General features: G+C 42.8%; 13 protein-coding genes. 6 read left to right on the top strand and 7 right to left on the bottom strand.

Annotated elements, in window-relative coordinates; all coding sequences use genetic code 11:
* Positions 1-107: 107 nt before the first annotated feature.
* Positions 108-521 (bottom strand): YgiW/YdeI family stress tolerance OB fold protein, encoded by a 414-nt coding sequence (locus ACIH2S_RS17980; RefSeq protein WP_108478813.1) that lies wholly within the window; start codon positions 519-521, stop codon positions 108-110.
* A gap of 177 nt (positions 522-698) precedes the next feature.
* On the opposite strand from ACIH2S_RS17980, the gene qseB reads away from it, so the two are divergent.
* Both qseB and qseC read left to right on the top strand, forming a co-directional pair.
* The gene (qseB, locus tag ACIH2S_RS17975) at positions 699-1,361 is read left to right on the top strand and encodes a quorum sensing response regulator transcription factor QseB (RefSeq protein WP_036948983.1); all 663 of its coding nucleotides are present in this window, start codon (positions 699-701) and stop codon (positions 1,359-1,361) included.
* Positions 1,358-2,710, top strand: coding sequence for a quorum sensing histidine kinase QseC (gene qseC / locus ACIH2S_RS17970; protein ID WP_430247823.1), 1,353 nt, complete (start codon positions 1,358-1,360; stop codon positions 2,708-2,710). Before qseB ends, qseC begins: the two co-directional genes overlap by 4 nt.
* Positions 2,711-2,949: 239 nt before the next feature.
* On the opposite strand, the gene ACIH2S_RS17965 is transcribed toward qseC, so the two are convergent.
* A complete protein-coding gene (locus tag ACIH2S_RS17965) occupies positions 2,950-3,513 on the bottom strand; it encodes a YtfJ family protein (protein ID WP_108478815.1) in 564 nt (187 codons plus the stop codon).
* Positions 3,514-3,803: 290 nt separating this feature from the next.
* Between ACIH2S_RS17965 and ACIH2S_RS17960 the strand changes: the two genes are divergently transcribed.
* Positions 3,804-4,010 (top strand): DUF1107 domain-containing protein, encoded by a 207-nt coding sequence (locus ACIH2S_RS17960; RefSeq protein ID WP_036948988.1) that lies wholly within the window; start codon positions 3,804-3,806, stop codon positions 4,008-4,010.
* A 93-nt stretch (positions 4,011-4,103) separates the two neighbouring features.
* Here the strand turns inward: ACIH2S_RS17960 and ACIH2S_RS17955 are convergent, their stop codons facing one another.
* The gene (locus ACIH2S_RS17955; protein WP_349488062.1) at positions 4,104-5,459 is read right to left on the bottom strand and encodes a hemolysin family protein; all 1,356 of its coding nucleotides are present in this window, start codon (positions 5,457-5,459) and stop codon (positions 4,104-4,106) included.
* A gap of 166 nt (positions 5,460-5,625) precedes the next feature.
* Positions 5,626-6,255 (bottom strand): peptide-methionine (S)-S-oxide reductase MsrA, encoded by a 630-nt coding sequence (gene msrA, locus ACIH2S_RS17950; RefSeq protein ID WP_349488063.1) that lies wholly within the window; start codon positions 6,253-6,255, stop codon positions 5,626-5,628.
* 133 nt (positions 6,256-6,388) lie between these two features.
* On the opposite strand from msrA, the gene tamA reads away from it, so the two are divergent.
* Genes tamA through ACIH2S_RS17935 form a run of 3 tightly spaced genes read left to right on the top strand, consistent with a single transcriptional unit; the run spans position 6,389 to position 12,249 of the window.
* On the top strand, positions 6,389-8,131 hold the full coding sequence (gene tamA, locus ACIH2S_RS17945; protein WP_036948997.1) for an autotransporter assembly complex protein TamA: 1,743 nt from the start codon (positions 6,389-6,391) through the stop codon (positions 8,129-8,131).
* The gene (gene tamB / locus ACIH2S_RS17940; RefSeq protein ID WP_108478818.1) at positions 8,128-11,898 is read left to right on the top strand and encodes an autotransporter assembly complex protein TamB; all 3,771 of its coding nucleotides are present in this window, start codon (positions 8,128-8,130) and stop codon (positions 11,896-11,898) included. The genes tamA and tamB overlap by 4 nt, the downstream gene beginning before the upstream one ends.
* Positions 11,899-11,901: 3 nt before the next feature.
* Complete coding sequence (locus ACIH2S_RS17935) at positions 11,902-12,249, top strand: gamma-glutamylcyclotransferase family protein (protein WP_036949002.1); 348 nt, start codon at positions 11,902-11,904, stop codon at positions 12,247-12,249.
* A gap of 78 nt (positions 12,250-12,327) precedes the next feature.
* Here ACIH2S_RS17935 and ACIH2S_RS17930 read toward each other — a convergent pair whose 3' ends face one another.
* From ACIH2S_RS17930 to fbp, 3 genes are all read right to left on the bottom strand, one after another.
* On the bottom strand, positions 12,328-14,037 hold the full coding sequence (locus tag ACIH2S_RS17930) for a pyridoxal phosphate-dependent decarboxylase family protein (RefSeq protein ID WP_272535558.1): 1,710 nt from the start codon (positions 14,035-14,037) through the stop codon (positions 12,328-12,330).
* 451 nt (positions 14,038-14,488) lie between these two features.
* A complete protein-coding gene (ppa, locus tag ACIH2S_RS17925; RefSeq protein WP_006658000.1) occupies positions 14,489-15,019 on the bottom strand; it encodes an inorganic diphosphatase in 531 nt (176 codons plus the stop codon).
* Positions 15,020-15,157: 138 nt separating this feature from the next.
* A complete protein-coding gene (gene fbp, locus ACIH2S_RS17920) occupies positions 15,158-16,165 on the bottom strand; it encodes a class 1 fructose-bisphosphatase (RefSeq protein WP_036949007.1) in 1,008 nt (335 codons plus the stop codon).
* Positions 16,166-16,323: the final 158 nt, after the last annotated feature.

Raw genomic sequence — 16,323 nt, 5'->3', positions numbered from 1 at the left:
GCAGAGATAAGATAAATTTAATCTAGCACTATAAATAGAAAGGGAAAATAGACAGTAAATAATAAAAAGCCAGTAAGGTTGTATTACTGGCTTTTTATCGAGATGGATTATTTGATGATTTGCAGTTGTTTAACGTCGATCTCTTTAGAGTTCCAGTCTTTATCAACTTCACCGCGAATTTCGATTTTATCTTTCGGCGTGACGTTCACTCCATTGAAGCGTTTTTGGCTAATTTCAACGGTGATTGTGCCTGTGCCATCGGTGAATTCGTAATGTTTTTTGTCCAGTTGTTTAACGAGATTACCGCGCAAAATAACCCAGCTGTTGTCAGATAATTCAAGGGCTTTTGCAACCGTTGTTTCACTTGCATTCGGTCCGTTAAAACCGCCTTCTTGGGTTTTCATGGTTTCAGTGTTAGTGGTGTTGGCGACTTCACCTGGACCTGAAAAACCACCGGTAGCAGCAAAAACAGGAGCGGTAGCAAGGGCAGCGATTAAGGTGATTAAAGGTAATTTTTTCATTTTTGTTTCTCCACAAGTAACCAGAAATTTGGTCTATGGGATGTATTTAACCAAGTAAATCTTAACAGGATCTTAAGAACTCAAATTAATTAAATATATTTTTAATTTGGACAATCACCACTGGTCATCATGAATTTAATAAGATAAATATAACAATATTCGATGTGGAGGTTGAGTATGCGTATTTTATTAATAGAAGATGATCGATTAATTGGCGATGGTCTAAAAGTAGGGTTAACACAATTGGGGTTTACCCTTGATTGGTTTATGGATGGTAAACAAGGTCAACAGGCTTTGTTTGATGCCCCTTATGATGCTGTCGTGCTGGATTTATCACTTCCGCATATTGATGGTATGGATATTTTGAAGTTTTGGCGTAAGCAAGGGCGAGACGAGCCTGTTTTGATTCTGACAGCGCGGGATGCCCTTGAGCAACGGGTGAATGGATTACAGCAAGGGGCTGATGATTATCTGTGTAAGCCGTTTGCGCTAGCGGAGGTTGCAGCACGTTTGCAAGCGTTGATCCGTCGGCGCAGTGGGCAGCTATCACCCACTTTGGTTCATGGTGACGTGGAGATGGATCCTTTAGCGATGACGGTCACTTATCAAGGAAATCCTGTGCAGTTGAAGGGTAAGGAGCTGGCGCTATTATCATTATTTTTGCACAACCCGAAAAAAGTGCTGTCCCGTAGTGCGATAGAAGAAAAGTTGTATAACTGGGATGAAGAAGTCTCTAGTAACTCGGTTGAAGTTCATATTCACCACTTACGCCGTAAATTAGGCAGCAAGTTTATTCAAACTGTTCATGGTGTTGGTTATCGACTGGGTGATGAAGCATGAAAACATTCAGCTTAAGGCTCAAATTGACTTTGATGTTATTGCTCCTCGCGGTAATGACGTGGGGAATTGCTAGCTCATTGGCGTGGTATCAAACCTATAAAACCATTAATGAATTGTTTGATACTCAACAAATGGTATTTGCAAAGCGCTTATCCGTGTTACCGACGGATATCGACTTGCCTCAAGCATCATTGAGTAAAACCAAAAAGTTATTGCGGAAAAATCGTGGAAGCCAAGACGATGACGCATTGGCGTTTGCGATTTTTACTCCGAGTGGCGAAATGGTGCTCAATGATGGGGACAACGGACGTAAAATCGAGTTTCAATTTACGCGTGAAGGATTCAGCGAGGGAACACTGAAAGGTAGTGATGATGAGTGGCGCTTTGTTTGGCTTAAATCTATTGATAATCAATATATTATTGCGGTAGGGCAAGAGTGGGAATACCGTCAAAGTATGGCTAACAGCATTATGTTTTCCCAGCTCATACCGTGGCTGGTGGCGCTGCCGATAATGTTAATCGTATTTTTATGGTTGCTCACTCGAGCATTAAAACCCCTGCGGGATGTGGCTAAACAGCTACGGCAGAGAAAACCGGATGAGCTGAGCCCAGTGATGGTGCCGACAATTCCTAGTGAAGCAAAGCCAATCCTAGATTCCCTGAACGGATTATTCGACAAAATAAACCACATGTTTGTTCGTGAACGGCAATTTACCTCTGATGCTGCCCATGAACTGCGTAGTCCACTTGCCGCACTGAAAGTCCAAACCGAAGTGGTGCAAATTGCTGGAAGTGACGAGGCGATTCGCCAACATGCAGTGGCTAATCTTTCAGAGGGAATTGACCGTGCAACTCGGCTGGTGGATCAGCTATTAACGTTATCCCGCTTAGAGTCTTCTAATCAGTTAGATGATGTGAGTGAAGTGAGTTGGCAGGAATTAATTGAGCAAGCTGTAAGAGAGAGTGAACTGGAAGCTAGGCAAAATCAGGTGACGTTGAAAATATCGATTGTTGAAACGCCGCCGCCTTTTAAAGGGCAAAAACTTTTATTGTCCGTACTCTTAAGAAATCTTCTTCACAATGCTATCCGCTATGGTAAGGCTGCAGGTAAGGTTGAGGTCAATTTGTATCGCCATTATCTGGAAGTGAAAGATGATGGTGCTGGCGTTTCTCCTGAAGTATTAGCGCGCTTAGGGGAGCGTTTCTATCGACCACCGGGACAAGAAAAAACGGGCAGTGGCTTAGGGTTATCAATTGTTAAACGCGTGGCTCAGTTACACCATCTCCATGTGACGTTTAATAATGTCACGGAAGGGGGCTTTTGTGTTACTGTTCGCTGGAATGCATAATTTAGTCTATTTTATGCACAATATTGAATGAGATTGTTGCAGAATAATCCGCTGAATTTTAATCTTATTGTGATGTGCTTTTGCGGTTATGTTCAGCAGGAACTCATGATAGTAAAACAAATTCCTGAGCGTCAATATCAGTCGACGCTCAGGAAAACATGATGTTTATGATAACGAGAGCCGGAATGGCTCTTTTTTTATCTGTTGAATGTTGGTTTTGCTAACTCTGGTTCTGCTAATTACGGCTTTTCTAATTCGGTGACAATCACGCTAATGGCTTTATTGATTTCTTGAGGCGTTAGTGCGCCATCTTTATAAAATAAGACATTACCTTGCTTGTTGAGAATGATAATGGCGGAACTCTCTGGCGCAAGGCTCCATGCATTTTTCACGACACCATCACTATCAACAATAAATTGGGAGTAAGGAAACTCTTTCTTGCTGTCTTCCACGCTGTTTTTTACAAATACACCGGTACCAAAAATTGAATCATCCGTATTGATAATGCTGGTGGTTTGGTATTTATCGTGAGGGAATTTGGCTTGTTTAATCGCTTCGATAAGCGGAGCATTAAGCTCTTTGGCTGAAGAGCGTCCAGCAATGTGTTGAATGGTGCGAACTTTACCGGAAAGTTGCTGGCTCTTCCACGGTTGGTAATTGAATTTTCCCGCATTATCTAACTGTAATTCGCCTTTATCTGTGACGGTAACGGCGGGGACAGGTTGATTTAATTGAATATTAATGGCAAATCCCGTTGAAGATAAACCCAGTAAGCAGGTTAATAAAAGCAGTTTTTTTATCATAAAGGTACCTTTAGAAATCATTGTCATTGTTGTGTGTAGGGTGAGGATTTCTGGTGCTGCTAGTTATAGCATAGCTCATCGGATGAGTGGCAAGATGAAAATTAACAAAATCGTAAAATTCAGCATAAAGATGAGGTTTAAGTGTGATTTAACAGTATATTGGCAATGTCATGTTGTGTCAGCATTTTGAATAAAATTGCAATTTTCGAACCAAAACAAAATTTTCTAGTCTATGATTATTGAACGATATGCAGTGAGGTATCGTCAGAACAACATGGAGATCAGTTCTAATGAAAATTTTTAAGCATTATAACCCATCGAAAATTGCTCTATACGTGAAAACACTATTCAGAGGTAGGCTCTACATTAAGGATTTTGGAGCTTTCGAATTCAATAATGGGAAGATTTTACCGCCAAAAGTGACCGATAAAACGCATTACAATGTAATGAATGAAGTGAACAAGCAAGTGGTATTACTGCGAGCTGAGCTGGGCTAAACAGGCTATTAGCCAGCTAAGTGTTAGGCTAACAACCTTCAAGCGCCTTAAGAATAACAACGCCACTGACAGTGGCGTGTTCATATTTGGCTATCAGTGGTTATTTTGAGTATGTGGCGTATCTTCACTACCCGCAGTACCCGGCTGAACCACAACCGCAGACGGTGTATTCGTGATACGTGTGACCAGCAGTTGATCAATCTTGTAGTTATCAATATCGACCACTTCAAATTTGTAGCCCGCATATTTCACATAATCAGTGCGTTTCGGCATCTTTCTCAAGCGATACATCATAAAGCCTGCGATGGTTTCGTAGTTGCTGAAATCTGGGAATTCGTCGATATCAAGGATACGTTGAACATCCTCAATTGGCGTTCCCCCATCAACCAACCATGAATTCTCATCACGGGTAATAATTTGCTCTTCTTGCCCCGGACCAATCAAGTCACCCATTAAGGTGATCATCACGTCATTGATGGTAATAACCCCCATCACTAAGGCATATTCGTTCAGGATAACGGCAAAGTCGACGCCACTATTTTTAAAGGCTTCTAAGGTATCAGACAGAGATAAGGTATCCGGAAGCATTAATGTGTTCTGGATATGTACACCGTCACGTAAGCTCAGGCTTTGACCATTCAATACGCGGTTAAGTAGCTCTTTGGAATCCACATAACCAATCACATGGTCGATATCTCCTGCACAAACTAAAAATTTCGAATGTGGCTGAGTGGAGATTTTGTGTTTGATGCTCTCTTCAGATTCGTCTTTATCAAAGAAAATGATGTTTTCTCGTGGTGTCATCGCCGATGGAACAGTACGGGACTCAAGTTCAAACACGTTTTCAATAAGTTCGTGCTCTTGTTTACGCAACACCCCAGCGACAGCGCCCGCTTCAACAACAGCAAAGATATCATCAGAAGTAATGTCTTCATTACGTGCAGTGGGTAATTTGAACAGTTTGAAAAATAAGTTCGCTAAGCCGTTAAAGAACCATACGAGCGGGCTTAACACCACTAAGCAGAAACGCATTGGGTTAACAATGCGTATAGCGATAGCTTCAGGTTTTACCATTCCAATACGTTTTGGTGTTAAGTCAGCCACCAGAATAAATAAGCTGGTTACGATGGTAAATGACAGGATAGAAGCGGTTTGCTGTGCCCATGTAGGGGATAAGAATTTAATGAATAGCTCTTGCAATGCAGGAGCGAATGCAGATTCACCCACAATACCAGCCAAAATCGCGACGGCGTTTAAGCCAATTTGTACGACGGTGAAAAACATGCCCGGCATTTCTTGTAGTTTGAGAACGCGAGCGGCGTTAATGTTGCCTTCGTCGGCCATTAACTTCAATTTAATACGGCGAGAAGCTGCCAATGAAATTTCGGACAGCGAAAAAAATGCGCTGATTGCACATAATAAAAGAACGATAAGTAAACTGTTTAGCATAAATTATCCAACCCTCTAGGTAGTGAATTGTCACTTCTTGAAATCCTAAAGGCAATGTAAGGGTATTCCATTTCAATATTAATTAGCGCCTTAGCGCGGTGGGTATCGCGCTAAGTATAGCACTAGCCTATTTTATCTGGCTATATATTCGTCATTATAATGTCATTCAAGATGGAAGACAGACCCCAATGCCACCAAGCCCACAATAGCCGTTGGGATTTTTATACAGATATTGCTGGTGATAATCCTCAGCAAAATAGAAGGTTTCGAGTGGTCGAATCTCGGTGGTAATCGGGCGGTTATCCTGCTTTTCAGCCATCGCCTGTTGGTAAGCTTCGCGGGTTTGTATCGCCAGTTGGTACTGTTCATCTGACACAGTATAAATAGCGGAGCGATATTGGGTACCAATATCATTACCTTGGCGCATGCCTTGGGCTGGGTCGTGATTTTCCCAAAATAGCGTTAGCAGCTGAGAAAATGAAATGATTTCAGGGTCAAAAACCACGCGAACGATTTCAGTATGTCCGGTTAATCCGGTACACACTTCTTCATAGGTTGGATTCGGTGTGAGACCACCGCTGTAACCTGCGGATGTCGTATAAATTCCCGTTTGTTGCCAAAATAATCGTTCCACACCCCAGAAGCAACCCATTGCAAAATAAGCAATTTCCATATTCTTAGGAATAATCTCAATCGAATGATGGGTCACTGCATGGTAAGGTGACAACGCCATTGACGAGTGACGCCCCGGAAGTGCTTGAAATTCATTATCGGACTGAAATTGATTAAAAGTCATAACGATTCCTAAATACAATCTGTATAGAAATAAAGTAAAAATTGGGATAAAAACTTGTGTCAGTGGTCTATTTTACTCAAAATAAGTCGTTGTTGAATAATAAGCCAAATTGTCTATCACCCTAGGAGCAGGCGTGTCGAAATATCTTACCCTTTGTGTAGTATGCCTAACAACGGCGGTACCAGCGGTATTTGCTGCGAATCTACGCCTTAATATTGAAGGGCTTGAAGGGCAACTCAACCAGAATGTCCGTATTCAGCTTTCTAATATTTCACAAGATGAAGTCGTTGCAAATGGACGTTTTCGTGCTCGAGTAGAAAAAGCGATTCGTGAAGGGTTAAAACCACTGGGATATTATGAACCTACAGTAGAATTTAGCTATGAAGAGAAAACCCCGCCAGCACGTTCAATTTTGACGGCCAAGGTTTCTCCGGGGGAGCCTATTCTTCTACAAGGTGTCAATGTGGTGTTAGAAGGGGGAGCGAAAACAGACCCTGATTACGCCAAGATGCTGAAAAAAAGCACGCCAAAATATGGCATCATCCAAAATGATGGTGACTATGAAGACTTCAAAGGTAAATTTAGCAGCCTAGCTATCCGTAAAGGGTATTTCGATGCCATGATGGAAAAAAGCCAGCTAGGCATTTCTGTTGATCATCATGCTGCTTATTGGGATTTTGATTTTAACAGTGGTGAACGCTACCGTTTTGGTAAATTAACCTTTGAAGGCTCGCAAATTCGCAAGGATTACCTCGAAAACCTTTCTCCTTTTAAAGAAGGGGAATATTACACGTCAGAACAGCTTGCAGAATATAACCAACGTTTAGCATCAACAGGATGGTTCAACTCTGCGCTAGTCACGCCGAATATTCAAAAAGCTCGTGAGGAGCATACGGATCTATTACCCATGGAAGGGGTCATGATCCCAAGAGCGCAAAATTTCCTTGAGTTGGGTGGTGGTTACGCGACCGATGTGGGGCCTCGCGTAAAAGCGATATGGAACAAGCCGTGGATTAACTCACGGGGACAAAGTTTAACCTCCAGCATTAGTCTCTCTCAGCCGGAACAGCTGATTGATGCCAGCTATAAAATTCCACTCAAAGCAAACCCTCTAGAGCAATATTATGCGATTCAAGGTGGGTTTAAACGCACGGATTTGAACGATACTCAATCGAATACCACCACACTGAACGTGTCTCGTAATTGGGATTATTCGAGTGGTTGGCAGTATGGCGTGAATATGCGCTGGATGTTGAGTAACTTTACCCAAGCGGATGTGACCAACACCACGATGTTGCTTTATCCGGGGGCAAACGTCAGCCGAATTCGTCAAAAAGGTGGAGTGATGCCAACCTGGGGTGATAGTCAGCGCTATTCTATCGATTACTCCAATAAAATATGGGGTTCGGATATCGACTTCCTGGTATTACAAGCCAAGAATGTGTGGATCCGTACTCCATGGGAAGGACATCGATTTGTCGTACGTGGAAACCTTGGTTGGATTGAAACCAATAACTTTGACAAAGTCCCGCCAGACTTACGTTTCTTCGCAGGGGGTGACGGTAGTGTCCGTGGTTATGGTTATCAAAAAATCTCCCCAGAAGATAGTAGCGGCAAGCTCACCGGGGCATCTAAGCTGGCAGTTGGATCCGTCGAATATCAATATAATTTCACGGGTAACTGGTGGGGGGCCACCTTTATTGATAGTGGCGAAGCGGTAGACGATTTCAAAAATAGTGATTTTAAAACTGGCGCCGGTGTGGGGATCCGTTGGGTTTCTCCAGTTGGACCGATTAAATTTGATTTAGCCAAGCCTATTGGTGACCCAGATAATAACAAAATTCAGTTTTACATCGGATTGGGGACAGAACTATGAAATGGATGAAATGGCTAAAGTGGATTGCAATCACCATTTTATTATTGTTAGTTCTGGTCGTTGGTGCGCTGTATTGGGTTTTGGGTACCAAATCGGGTCTGCATTTTGCGTTGAACTCCGCCACACGTTTTGTACCTGAACTGACTATTGGCTCCATTGATGGTGATATTAACGATTTAACGCTCTCTGGCGTGAAGTACCAAATGCCAGGTGTGGATGTGGATGCGAAGAAAATCCACCTTGCATTACGTTTAAAGTGCCTGACCAGCCGTGAAGTCTGCATTGATGATTTATCAACAGAAAGCGTGATGGTGAATGTGGATACTAGCCAATTCCCGCCGTCTGAAGAAACTCCGCCTTCTGAGCCGCTAACAGAACTTAATGCACCGCTAACCATTCGTTTGGCTCAATTAGCGTTGGTTGATACTCATGTTAATGTCGATGGCACTGTGATTGATCTCGACAAATTCGCCACAGGGATCACATGGCAAAAAAGAGCTATCGAAATCACGCCAACCGATATTATTAACCTTGCTATAAGCTTACCGCCTAGTGAGCCGGCTGAGGCGCCAAAACCAGTTGAACCCGTCGTGCCTGAAGGTGAGCCGCCGTCCCTTGGTGATCAGCTTAAAACGTTATTTTCTAAGCCGCTATTAGCGGAGCTACCTGAAATTATCCTACCGGTTGACCTGAATGTTGAGGGGATCAATGCCTCTAATTTCCAATTAAAAGGCGACACGGACATTACGATTAATAGCCTGAATTTGAAGTTAGAAAATGAAGGGCAGAATGTTTTATTAAAGCAGCTAAAAGTCGATGCACCGCAAGGTAATGTTGCGGTTTCTGGATCGATTTCTTTGCAAGAAAAATGGCCAGTCGCGCTATCCGTTATTGGTGAAAGCCGCCTTGAAGATTTAAATGGACAGAAAGTCGATTTAACGCTTAAAGGTGGGCTGATGGATGAGCTGATGCTGGCATTGAATCTGAATGGTCCAATTACGGCGACACTAGAAGCTCAGACCGATTTAGCGCAGGCAGATTTTCCGATTGAGTTGACTTTAGAAAGCAAAAAATTAACTTGGCCGCTGGTGGGAGAAAGCCAATATAAGCTTGATGACACTCGCTTACGATTAAATGGTCGCCCTTCTAGCTATGACCTTTCATTACGTTCAGCCATCACGGGACAAGACCTACCGCCATCTAAGTTATTATTAGATGCGAAAGGGAACGAGGAAAAAATTGATTTAACCCGTTTACGCTTATCTGCGCTGCAAGGTAATGCAGACCTATCAGGGGTGGCGGATTGGAGTAAAGCTATTAGCTGGAATATGGTGCTGACGTTATCAGGTATTAATACAGCGAAGCAATATCCAGAATGGCCAGCGAAAGTTGAAGGGAAAATTGCCACGCGAGGCAGCCTATATGGTGGAAGCTGGCAGTTAGAGATCCCTGAAATCACCTTAGATGGTAATGTTAAACAACACATCTTAAAGGCGCGTGGGCAAGCTAAAGGAAATGCCGCAGGGCAATGGAATATCCCAGATTTTAATCTCTTGCTGGGCAAAAACAGTGTGAATGTGAAGGGCTCTTTAGCGGATAAATGGAACCTTGATGCCAAAATTAATGCTCCAGCGTTGAATGGATTAGTGCCTGGACTAGGCGGTGTGATCATCGGGGATTTAAAACTTCGTGGTGATTTACAAGCCCCACAAGCACTGGCTGATTTAACGGCGCGTGGCGTGAGATGGCAAGATTTAACTGTTGAGACCACCACCATTAAAGGTAATGTGGCAACGGGTGACCAAATCAAAGGTGATTTATCTGTGGTGGTGCGTGGATTGCGCCAAGCGGATTTAGCCATTAGTAACCTAACGCTAGATGCTAAAGGGACTGAAAAACAGCATACGTTAAAACTGAATGTGACAGGGAAACCCGTTTCTGGACAGCTCGCGCTAGCTGGGGGCTTTGATCGCCAAACACAAGTGTGGAAAGGTAACTTAAGCAATACCTTATTTGATACTGAGGTTGGGGAATGGCGCCTGAATCAAGCCATGTCCTTGAACTACAATAACACCACGCAAGAAGTGGTCATTGGTAGCCATTGCTGGGTCAACCCGAATGCTCGCGTGTGTGTACCGAAGCCGGTTAAAGCGGGTAAAAGTGGTAGCGCTGATATTGTATTAGAACGTTTTGACCTTGCGATGATCAAACCGTTTATGCCAAGTGATACTCGCGTAAATGGGGTATTCACCGGGCGTGCAAATGCCATCTGGAAAGCGGATGGTAGCCTGCCGCAAGTGAAAGTTGACTTGAACGGTGATGGGGTCAAAGTCGTTCAGTTTGTTGATGGTGCACGTTTACCTATCGCGTTTGATACGCTGACATTAAATGCGGGTATGAAGAATGGTCGGGCGGATCTGAATTGGTTGTTGAAGATTGCAGACAACGGCCAATTTAAAGGTAATGTGCAAATTTCTGACCTCGAAAGAAAGCGCTTACTCTCCGGCAACATTGAAATTAACGCCATTACATTAGGTTTAATTAAACCGTTACTTGGCGAAAAAGATATTGCGAATGGAAACCTGAATGCAAATCTACGTGTCGGTGGTTCGGCGCATAACCCGCTAATGAACGGTAATGTCACATTATCTGGATTAGAAGTGAAGTCTGGGTTGATCCCGTTTGATATTCAAAATAGCCAATTAGCGATTAACTTTAATGGCACCAGTTCAGTCATGACTGGGCAGATCAAAACGCCAGAGGGTTACCTAAATATTGATGGTGATGCGGATTGGCGCAACATTGATGCATGGCGAGCTAAAGTACTGGCGAGAGGGAATAACTTACGAGTTTCTCTGCCGCCAATGATCAAAATTGATGTGCAGCCAGATTTGATTCTGGAAGCGTCACCGAAATTGCTGACCTTAAATGGTAGCGTCACTATTCCATGGGCGCGTATTACGGTGCAAGAATTACCTGAATCTGCGGTGAGTGCGTCTTCGGATGTGGTGATGCTGGATGACCAGCTAAAACCGATCAATCCGAAACAGCAATCGATCCCAATCCAAACCAATTTGAATATTAATATTGGCAACGATGTACGTCTGGATGCATTCGGATTAAAAGCTCGGTTAACTGGGTTATTAAAAGTTGCTCAGGATAAACAAGGATTAAGCTTAAATGGCCAGGTAGATATTCCATCAGGACGTTTCCGCGCTTATGGGCAAGACTTGATAGTGCGTAAAGGGCTGATTCAATTCTCGGGACCTGCTGATCAACCGTTCTTAAATTTAGAAGCAATTCGTAATCCTGAAAACACGGCCGATGATGTGATTGCCGGTGTGAAGGTCACAGGACTTGCCGATAAACCAAAAGTTGAGATATTCTCTGAGCCCGCAAAAACCCAGCAAGAGGCGCTTTCCTATCTGTTAAGAGGGGAAGGGCTCGATAGCGGGGATGCGAATGGATCACAAATGACTTCAATGCTGATTGGATTGGGCGTTGCACAAAGCGGTCAGCTGGTGGGTAAAATTGGTGAAACATTTGGTGTATCAGATTTAGCCGTCGATACCCAAGGTGTGGGTGACAGTTCGAAAGTGGTTGTGAGTGGGAAAATTACGAACGACTTGCAAGTTAAGTATGGAGTTGGCATATTTGATTCTTTAGCGACGCTCACTTTACGCTATAGGGTCATGCCGAAACTGTTTTTAGAAGCAGTCTCTGGCGTTAATCAGGCTTTGGACCTGCTTTATCAATTCGAGTTTTAATATATGCGTATCATTGTTTATGGCAGTTTAAGGCGCAAGCAAGGGAATCATCACTGGATGACTTATGCTCAGCTGCTAGGTGAGCATAAGCTAGAAGGCTATGAACTGTATGACCTTGGATATTATCCAGCGGTTGTCAGAGGGAATGGCTCGATTGAATGCGAAGTTTATCGCATCAATCCGTCTATTCTGACTGAGTTAGACGAACTGAAGAAAAATTCACAAGATTATGAGCGTGAGTTAATTCCAACACCTTACGGTAATGCGTGGATTTATCTCTATAAACACTCAGTTGAAGGCCTACCTCAAATCAAAAGTGGTGATTGGCTAAAGCGCCATGAAGAAGAGTAATCAGTAGTTCATCTGTAATGAGTCATCAAGAAAAACGTCGAGCACTGAAGATTCAGTGGTCGGCGTTTTTTATGGATGTTAAGCGTGGCTCATGGCTTTGAGCATTTTTACAAACTCATCAATATGATGGCGTTCTGTCGTTGGGTTCATAAAGACCGCTTTTTCACCCGGTATATAAACAAAGCGGTTATGTTCCGCATAAGTCGAACAGGCGATGGAATCCACCCAATTGGTGAATAGCCCGGCTTTACCGCGAGCTAAGAACAGGTTGCGGTGCCATTTGCTATTTCTAATCATGGTTTCATAAGCGGCTTTATCGCTAGCGCAACTTAATTCATAGTTAAAAATATCCTGTGGATCCGCATTCAATTTAGGGGAATAAAGGCGAAAGCCAACACTAGGCCCCTGGTTTTGAGGCACCATGACTGCGGCATTTTCCATTTCAATTAACTGGTTGCGCATGTAGTTAGCATTTTGCAGGCAGTGAGCAATAATGGTTTGGTACCCTTCAATGCCAAGATAATGCAGTCCTGCATAGGCACCAAAGATCCCAACCCCACTTCGGCTACACTCAATGGTGGATTGCAAGTGAGTTTGCCCTTCTAAATCATGCTCAAAGTACGTGAAGTTTTCAGGTGAGTTTTCAAGGGCTTTGAAATCATTGCCATCACGTACCATCACTAAGCTCGAGGTGTAAGGAACATAGCCCCATTTGTGAAAGTCGATAGTGATGGAATCTGCATATTTAAGTTGTTTGAATTTTTCGACGGTGTGGCGTAACCCAAACAGTGTGGCTTCATTGATAGCGAGCGGGTTGGTATTAAAATCGTAATTAATAAAGAAAATTATTGGCCAGCCGACCGCTGCATCCACGTGGATATGCGGTTTTTCTGTTACTTCGAACTCTTCACACAGGCGGTTTCGCAATTCGTAAACCTGTTTTATTTCATCGACACCAAAGGTATCTGTGGTACCTGCGGTTAATAAGATCACGGGGATCTTGCAGTGAACGGTATAACAGGCGCGGATCTGTTGCTCTAAGTCATGCAAGTCGATGGTGTTGTCCGAGGCGACTTTAATACGAATGGTTTTGTTTTGAATATCCACACCCAGTAATGAAAGGTTAGTCATATTGGAGTAGTGGCCGCCTTGGGAGTTGATAATCCGGTAGTCTTGATCCACAGACATACCCAGTTGGCGAGAATCTTTTAATGTTTTGCGAATGCCAAATAGGTAACCATATAAATTACACATGGTTCCGCCTTGAGTGAACAATCCAGACGCTTTATTTTCATCATAACCAATTAAGTTAGCGACTTGCTTAATCACCGTTTTTTCCATGGAATCGGCGACGCCGGAATATTCGCAATAAACCATGTTGGGGTTGCCTAAAAGACCAAGCATAGAGCCGTATAATGCGGGGTCTGAAGGCATCGCAATCACGTTTTCGACGGACAACGGGTTTTCCCAGTTTTTACATAATGTGGACGCAAAAGCTAGCAGGGTATCTTGTTGATTTCCCGGTAAATTAATTTGCTGCTGAACATGGGACTGCTGGGTCAGTTGATTGAACCACTGAGTGCCATTTGGATATTGATTGATTAGCTGACTGTCTGCGAGTGTGGTTTTACGAAATTGGGTGATAGCTTGGATTTTGGGGTCACTAAAAATAGGCCATTTATTCGGATCGCGGCTAAAAAAGTTCGCCACAATATTGTGGTACTGCTGTTCGAATTCGGGTGTGAGTAGGTTCGCACTTTGGCGAGCAAGAAGCTCTGATTGATTCACGCTAGACTCCCATTTACATTTATACAATTAATGATTTATGTAAATACTCTACACCTGAATCTATATTGATTTAAATAATATCAAATTGACTAATTCAGCTAGTTTATTAGCTTAACATCATGATAATGAATAAGTTAAAAGCTATTTTAGTTATTTATTACTAAGAAAATATATTCCTATACTGATAAGTTAATCACAGATTTATAATCTGAAAAATATTTGCTTTTAATTGATATTATTTTGCATTTTTAGTTAAAAGTAGTTGATTGGTTCGGTGATTGTTAAATACTCAGTAATTTAATTCTGGTTTTTATTTTGGGTTATATAACTGCCGATATATATCTCTGAATATTATAAAATTGTGAAAAAATATTAATATTGTGAAGGGACGGTATAGGTAAAAAAAAGCACTGGTCAAAACCAGTGCTTTTCTATCCACAGAAGGGATTAATTATTTCTTTGCAGCGCGTTCGAAAGAAGCGATGATTTCAGCTTTAGCTGCTTCTGCATTCTCCCAACCGTCAACTTTAACCCACTTACCTTTTTCTAAATCTTTGTAATGCTCAAAGAAGTGAGTGATTTGCGCACGCAGCAGTTCAGGAATGTCGTTCACATCTTTGATGTGATCGTATTCTTTGCTCAGTTTAGTGTGCGGTACTGCAACTAATTTCGCATCTTCACCAGATTCGTCAGTCATTTTCAGTACGCCAACTGGACGGCAACGGATGACTGAACCTGGTTGTAATGGATATGGAGTTGGTACTAAAACGTCAACTGGGTCACCATCTAAAGACAGGGTGTTGTTGATGTAACCGTAGTTGCACGGATAGAACATCGCAGTAGACATGAAACGGTCTACAAACAGTGCGCCAGATTCTTTATCAACTTCATATTTGATTGGATCAGCGTTAGCTGGGATTTCGATGATTACGTAGATATCTTCAGGCAGTTCTTTACCTGCCGGTACATTGTTCAGGCCCATTAAAATGTATCCTTATGAGTGCTTAAAATAACGTGGGGGACATTATAGCCGCAAAGAGAGGTAAAACTCACTAGTTGGAGAGAAATTCAGTCAAAAAAGGCGAGAGAGTCTCGCCTTCAGGTCAAACGAAATGTTTGATTATTCTGCGTCAGGGTACTCACGCATGAAGGATTCCGCTTTCTCAACCATGGCTTTCGTTCCCACAAAGAACGGAACACGTTGATGCAGCTTGGTTGGGATGATGTCTAACACGCGGTTAGTACCATCACTTGCTTTACCACCCGCTTGTTCTGCTAAGAATGAAATTGGGTTGCATTCGTACAGAAGGCGCAGTTTACCAGTTGGGTGGCTAGCGGTGCTTGGGTAAATATAAATACCGCCTTTGAGTAAGTTACGGTGGAAGTCCGCCACTAAAGAGCCGATATAACGCGTGGTATATGGGCGGTTTGTCGCTTTGTCTTCTTCCTGACAGTATTTAATATATTTCTTAACGCCCATAGGGAACTTGATGTAGTTACCTTCGTTAATGGAATACATTTTACCTTCTGCTGGGAACATGACTTTTTCATGAGACAGACAGAATACACCTAATGATGGGTCGTAGGTGAAGGCATGAACGCCGAAACCGGTGGTGTACACCAGCATAGTTGATGAACCGTAAACCACATAGCCAGCAGCAACTTGGCGGTTACCTGGTTGTAAGAAGTCAGCTTCTGTAACCGGTTGACCAATTGGGGTAATACGGTGATAGATAGAGAAGATTGTTCCAACGGAAACGTTTACATCGATATTCGAAGAACCATCTAGAGGGTCCATTAAAACGACATATTTCGCGTTTTCTGCACGATCACCTTCGAAAATGACGATTTCATCTTCTTCTTCTGAGGCGATACCAGCGACTTCTCCGCGCGCTTTCAAAGCCGCTTTCAGTTTTTCGTTTGCATACAGGTCAAGCTTCATCTGAACTTCACCTTGAACATTCGAAACACCGCTTGTGCCGAGAATGTCAACGAGTCCAGCTTTGTTAATATCACGATGGATAATTTTAGCGCCCAGTTTGATTGCTGACAGTAATGCAGTCAGCTCACCTGTTGCATGAGGAAAATCTTGTTGCTTTTCGACGATGAATTCGCCTAATGTTTTCATGACGAAGGTCCTGAATAAAATTGACAGAAATTTGCGGGTCTTTATTGTACCCTCGGGCGGAGAGTTTATCTAAATAAAGAAAAGATTAATAGGCTAATACATTTATAAACCTGTGATTGATGAGTAGAATAGTGACAAACCTCATGCTATTGGATGGA

Source organism: Providencia lanzhouensis, from assembly GCF_050469745.1.
GTDB classification, from domain to species: Bacteria; Pseudomonadota; Gammaproteobacteria; order Enterobacterales; family Enterobacteriaceae; genus Providencia; species Providencia lanzhouensis.
This window is presented reverse-complemented; position numbering and strand designations above follow the sequence as displayed.

Excerpts from the sequence above, each read along its gene's own strand:
- msrA (WP_349488063.1), bottom strand. The coding sequence starts at position 6,255 with ATGACTTTTAATCAATTTCAGTCCGATAATGAATTTCAAGCACTTCCG.
- ACIH2S_RS17935 (WP_036949002.1), top strand. The coding sequence starts at position 11,902 with ATGCGTATCATTGTTTATGGCAGTTTAAGGCGCAAGCAAGGGAATCAT.
- tamB (WP_108478818.1), top strand. The coding sequence starts at position 8,128 with ATGAAATGGATGAAATGGCTAAAGTGGATTGCAATCACCATTTTATTA.
- qseB (WP_036948983.1), top strand. The coding sequence starts at position 699 with ATGCGTATTTTATTAATAGAAGATGATCGATTAATTGGCGATGGTCTA.
- ACIH2S_RS17960 (WP_036948988.1), top strand. The coding sequence starts at position 3,804 with ATGAAAATTTTTAAGCATTATAACCCATCGAAAATTGCTCTATACGTG.
- fbp (WP_036949007.1), bottom strand. The coding sequence starts at position 16,165 with ATGAAAACATTAGGCGAATTCATCGTCGAAAAGCAACAAGATTTTCCT.
- ppa (WP_006658000.1), bottom strand. The coding sequence starts at position 15,019 with ATGGGCCTGAACAATGTACCGGCAGGTAAAGAACTGCCTGAAGATATC.
- ACIH2S_RS17955 (WP_349488062.1), bottom strand. The coding sequence starts at position 5,459 with ATGCTAAACAGTTTACTTATCGTTCTTTTATTATGTGCAATCAGCGCA.
- ACIH2S_RS17980 (WP_108478813.1), bottom strand. The coding sequence starts at position 521 with ATGAAAAAATTACCTTTAATCACCTTAATCGCTGCCCTTGCTACCGCT.
- ACIH2S_RS17965 (WP_108478815.1), bottom strand. The coding sequence starts at position 3,513 with ATGATAAAAAAACTGCTTTTATTAACCTGCTTACTGGGTTTATCTTCA.
- qseC (WP_430247823.1), top strand. The coding sequence starts at position 1,358 with ATGAAAACATTCAGCTTAAGGCTCAAATTGACTTTGATGTTATTGCTC.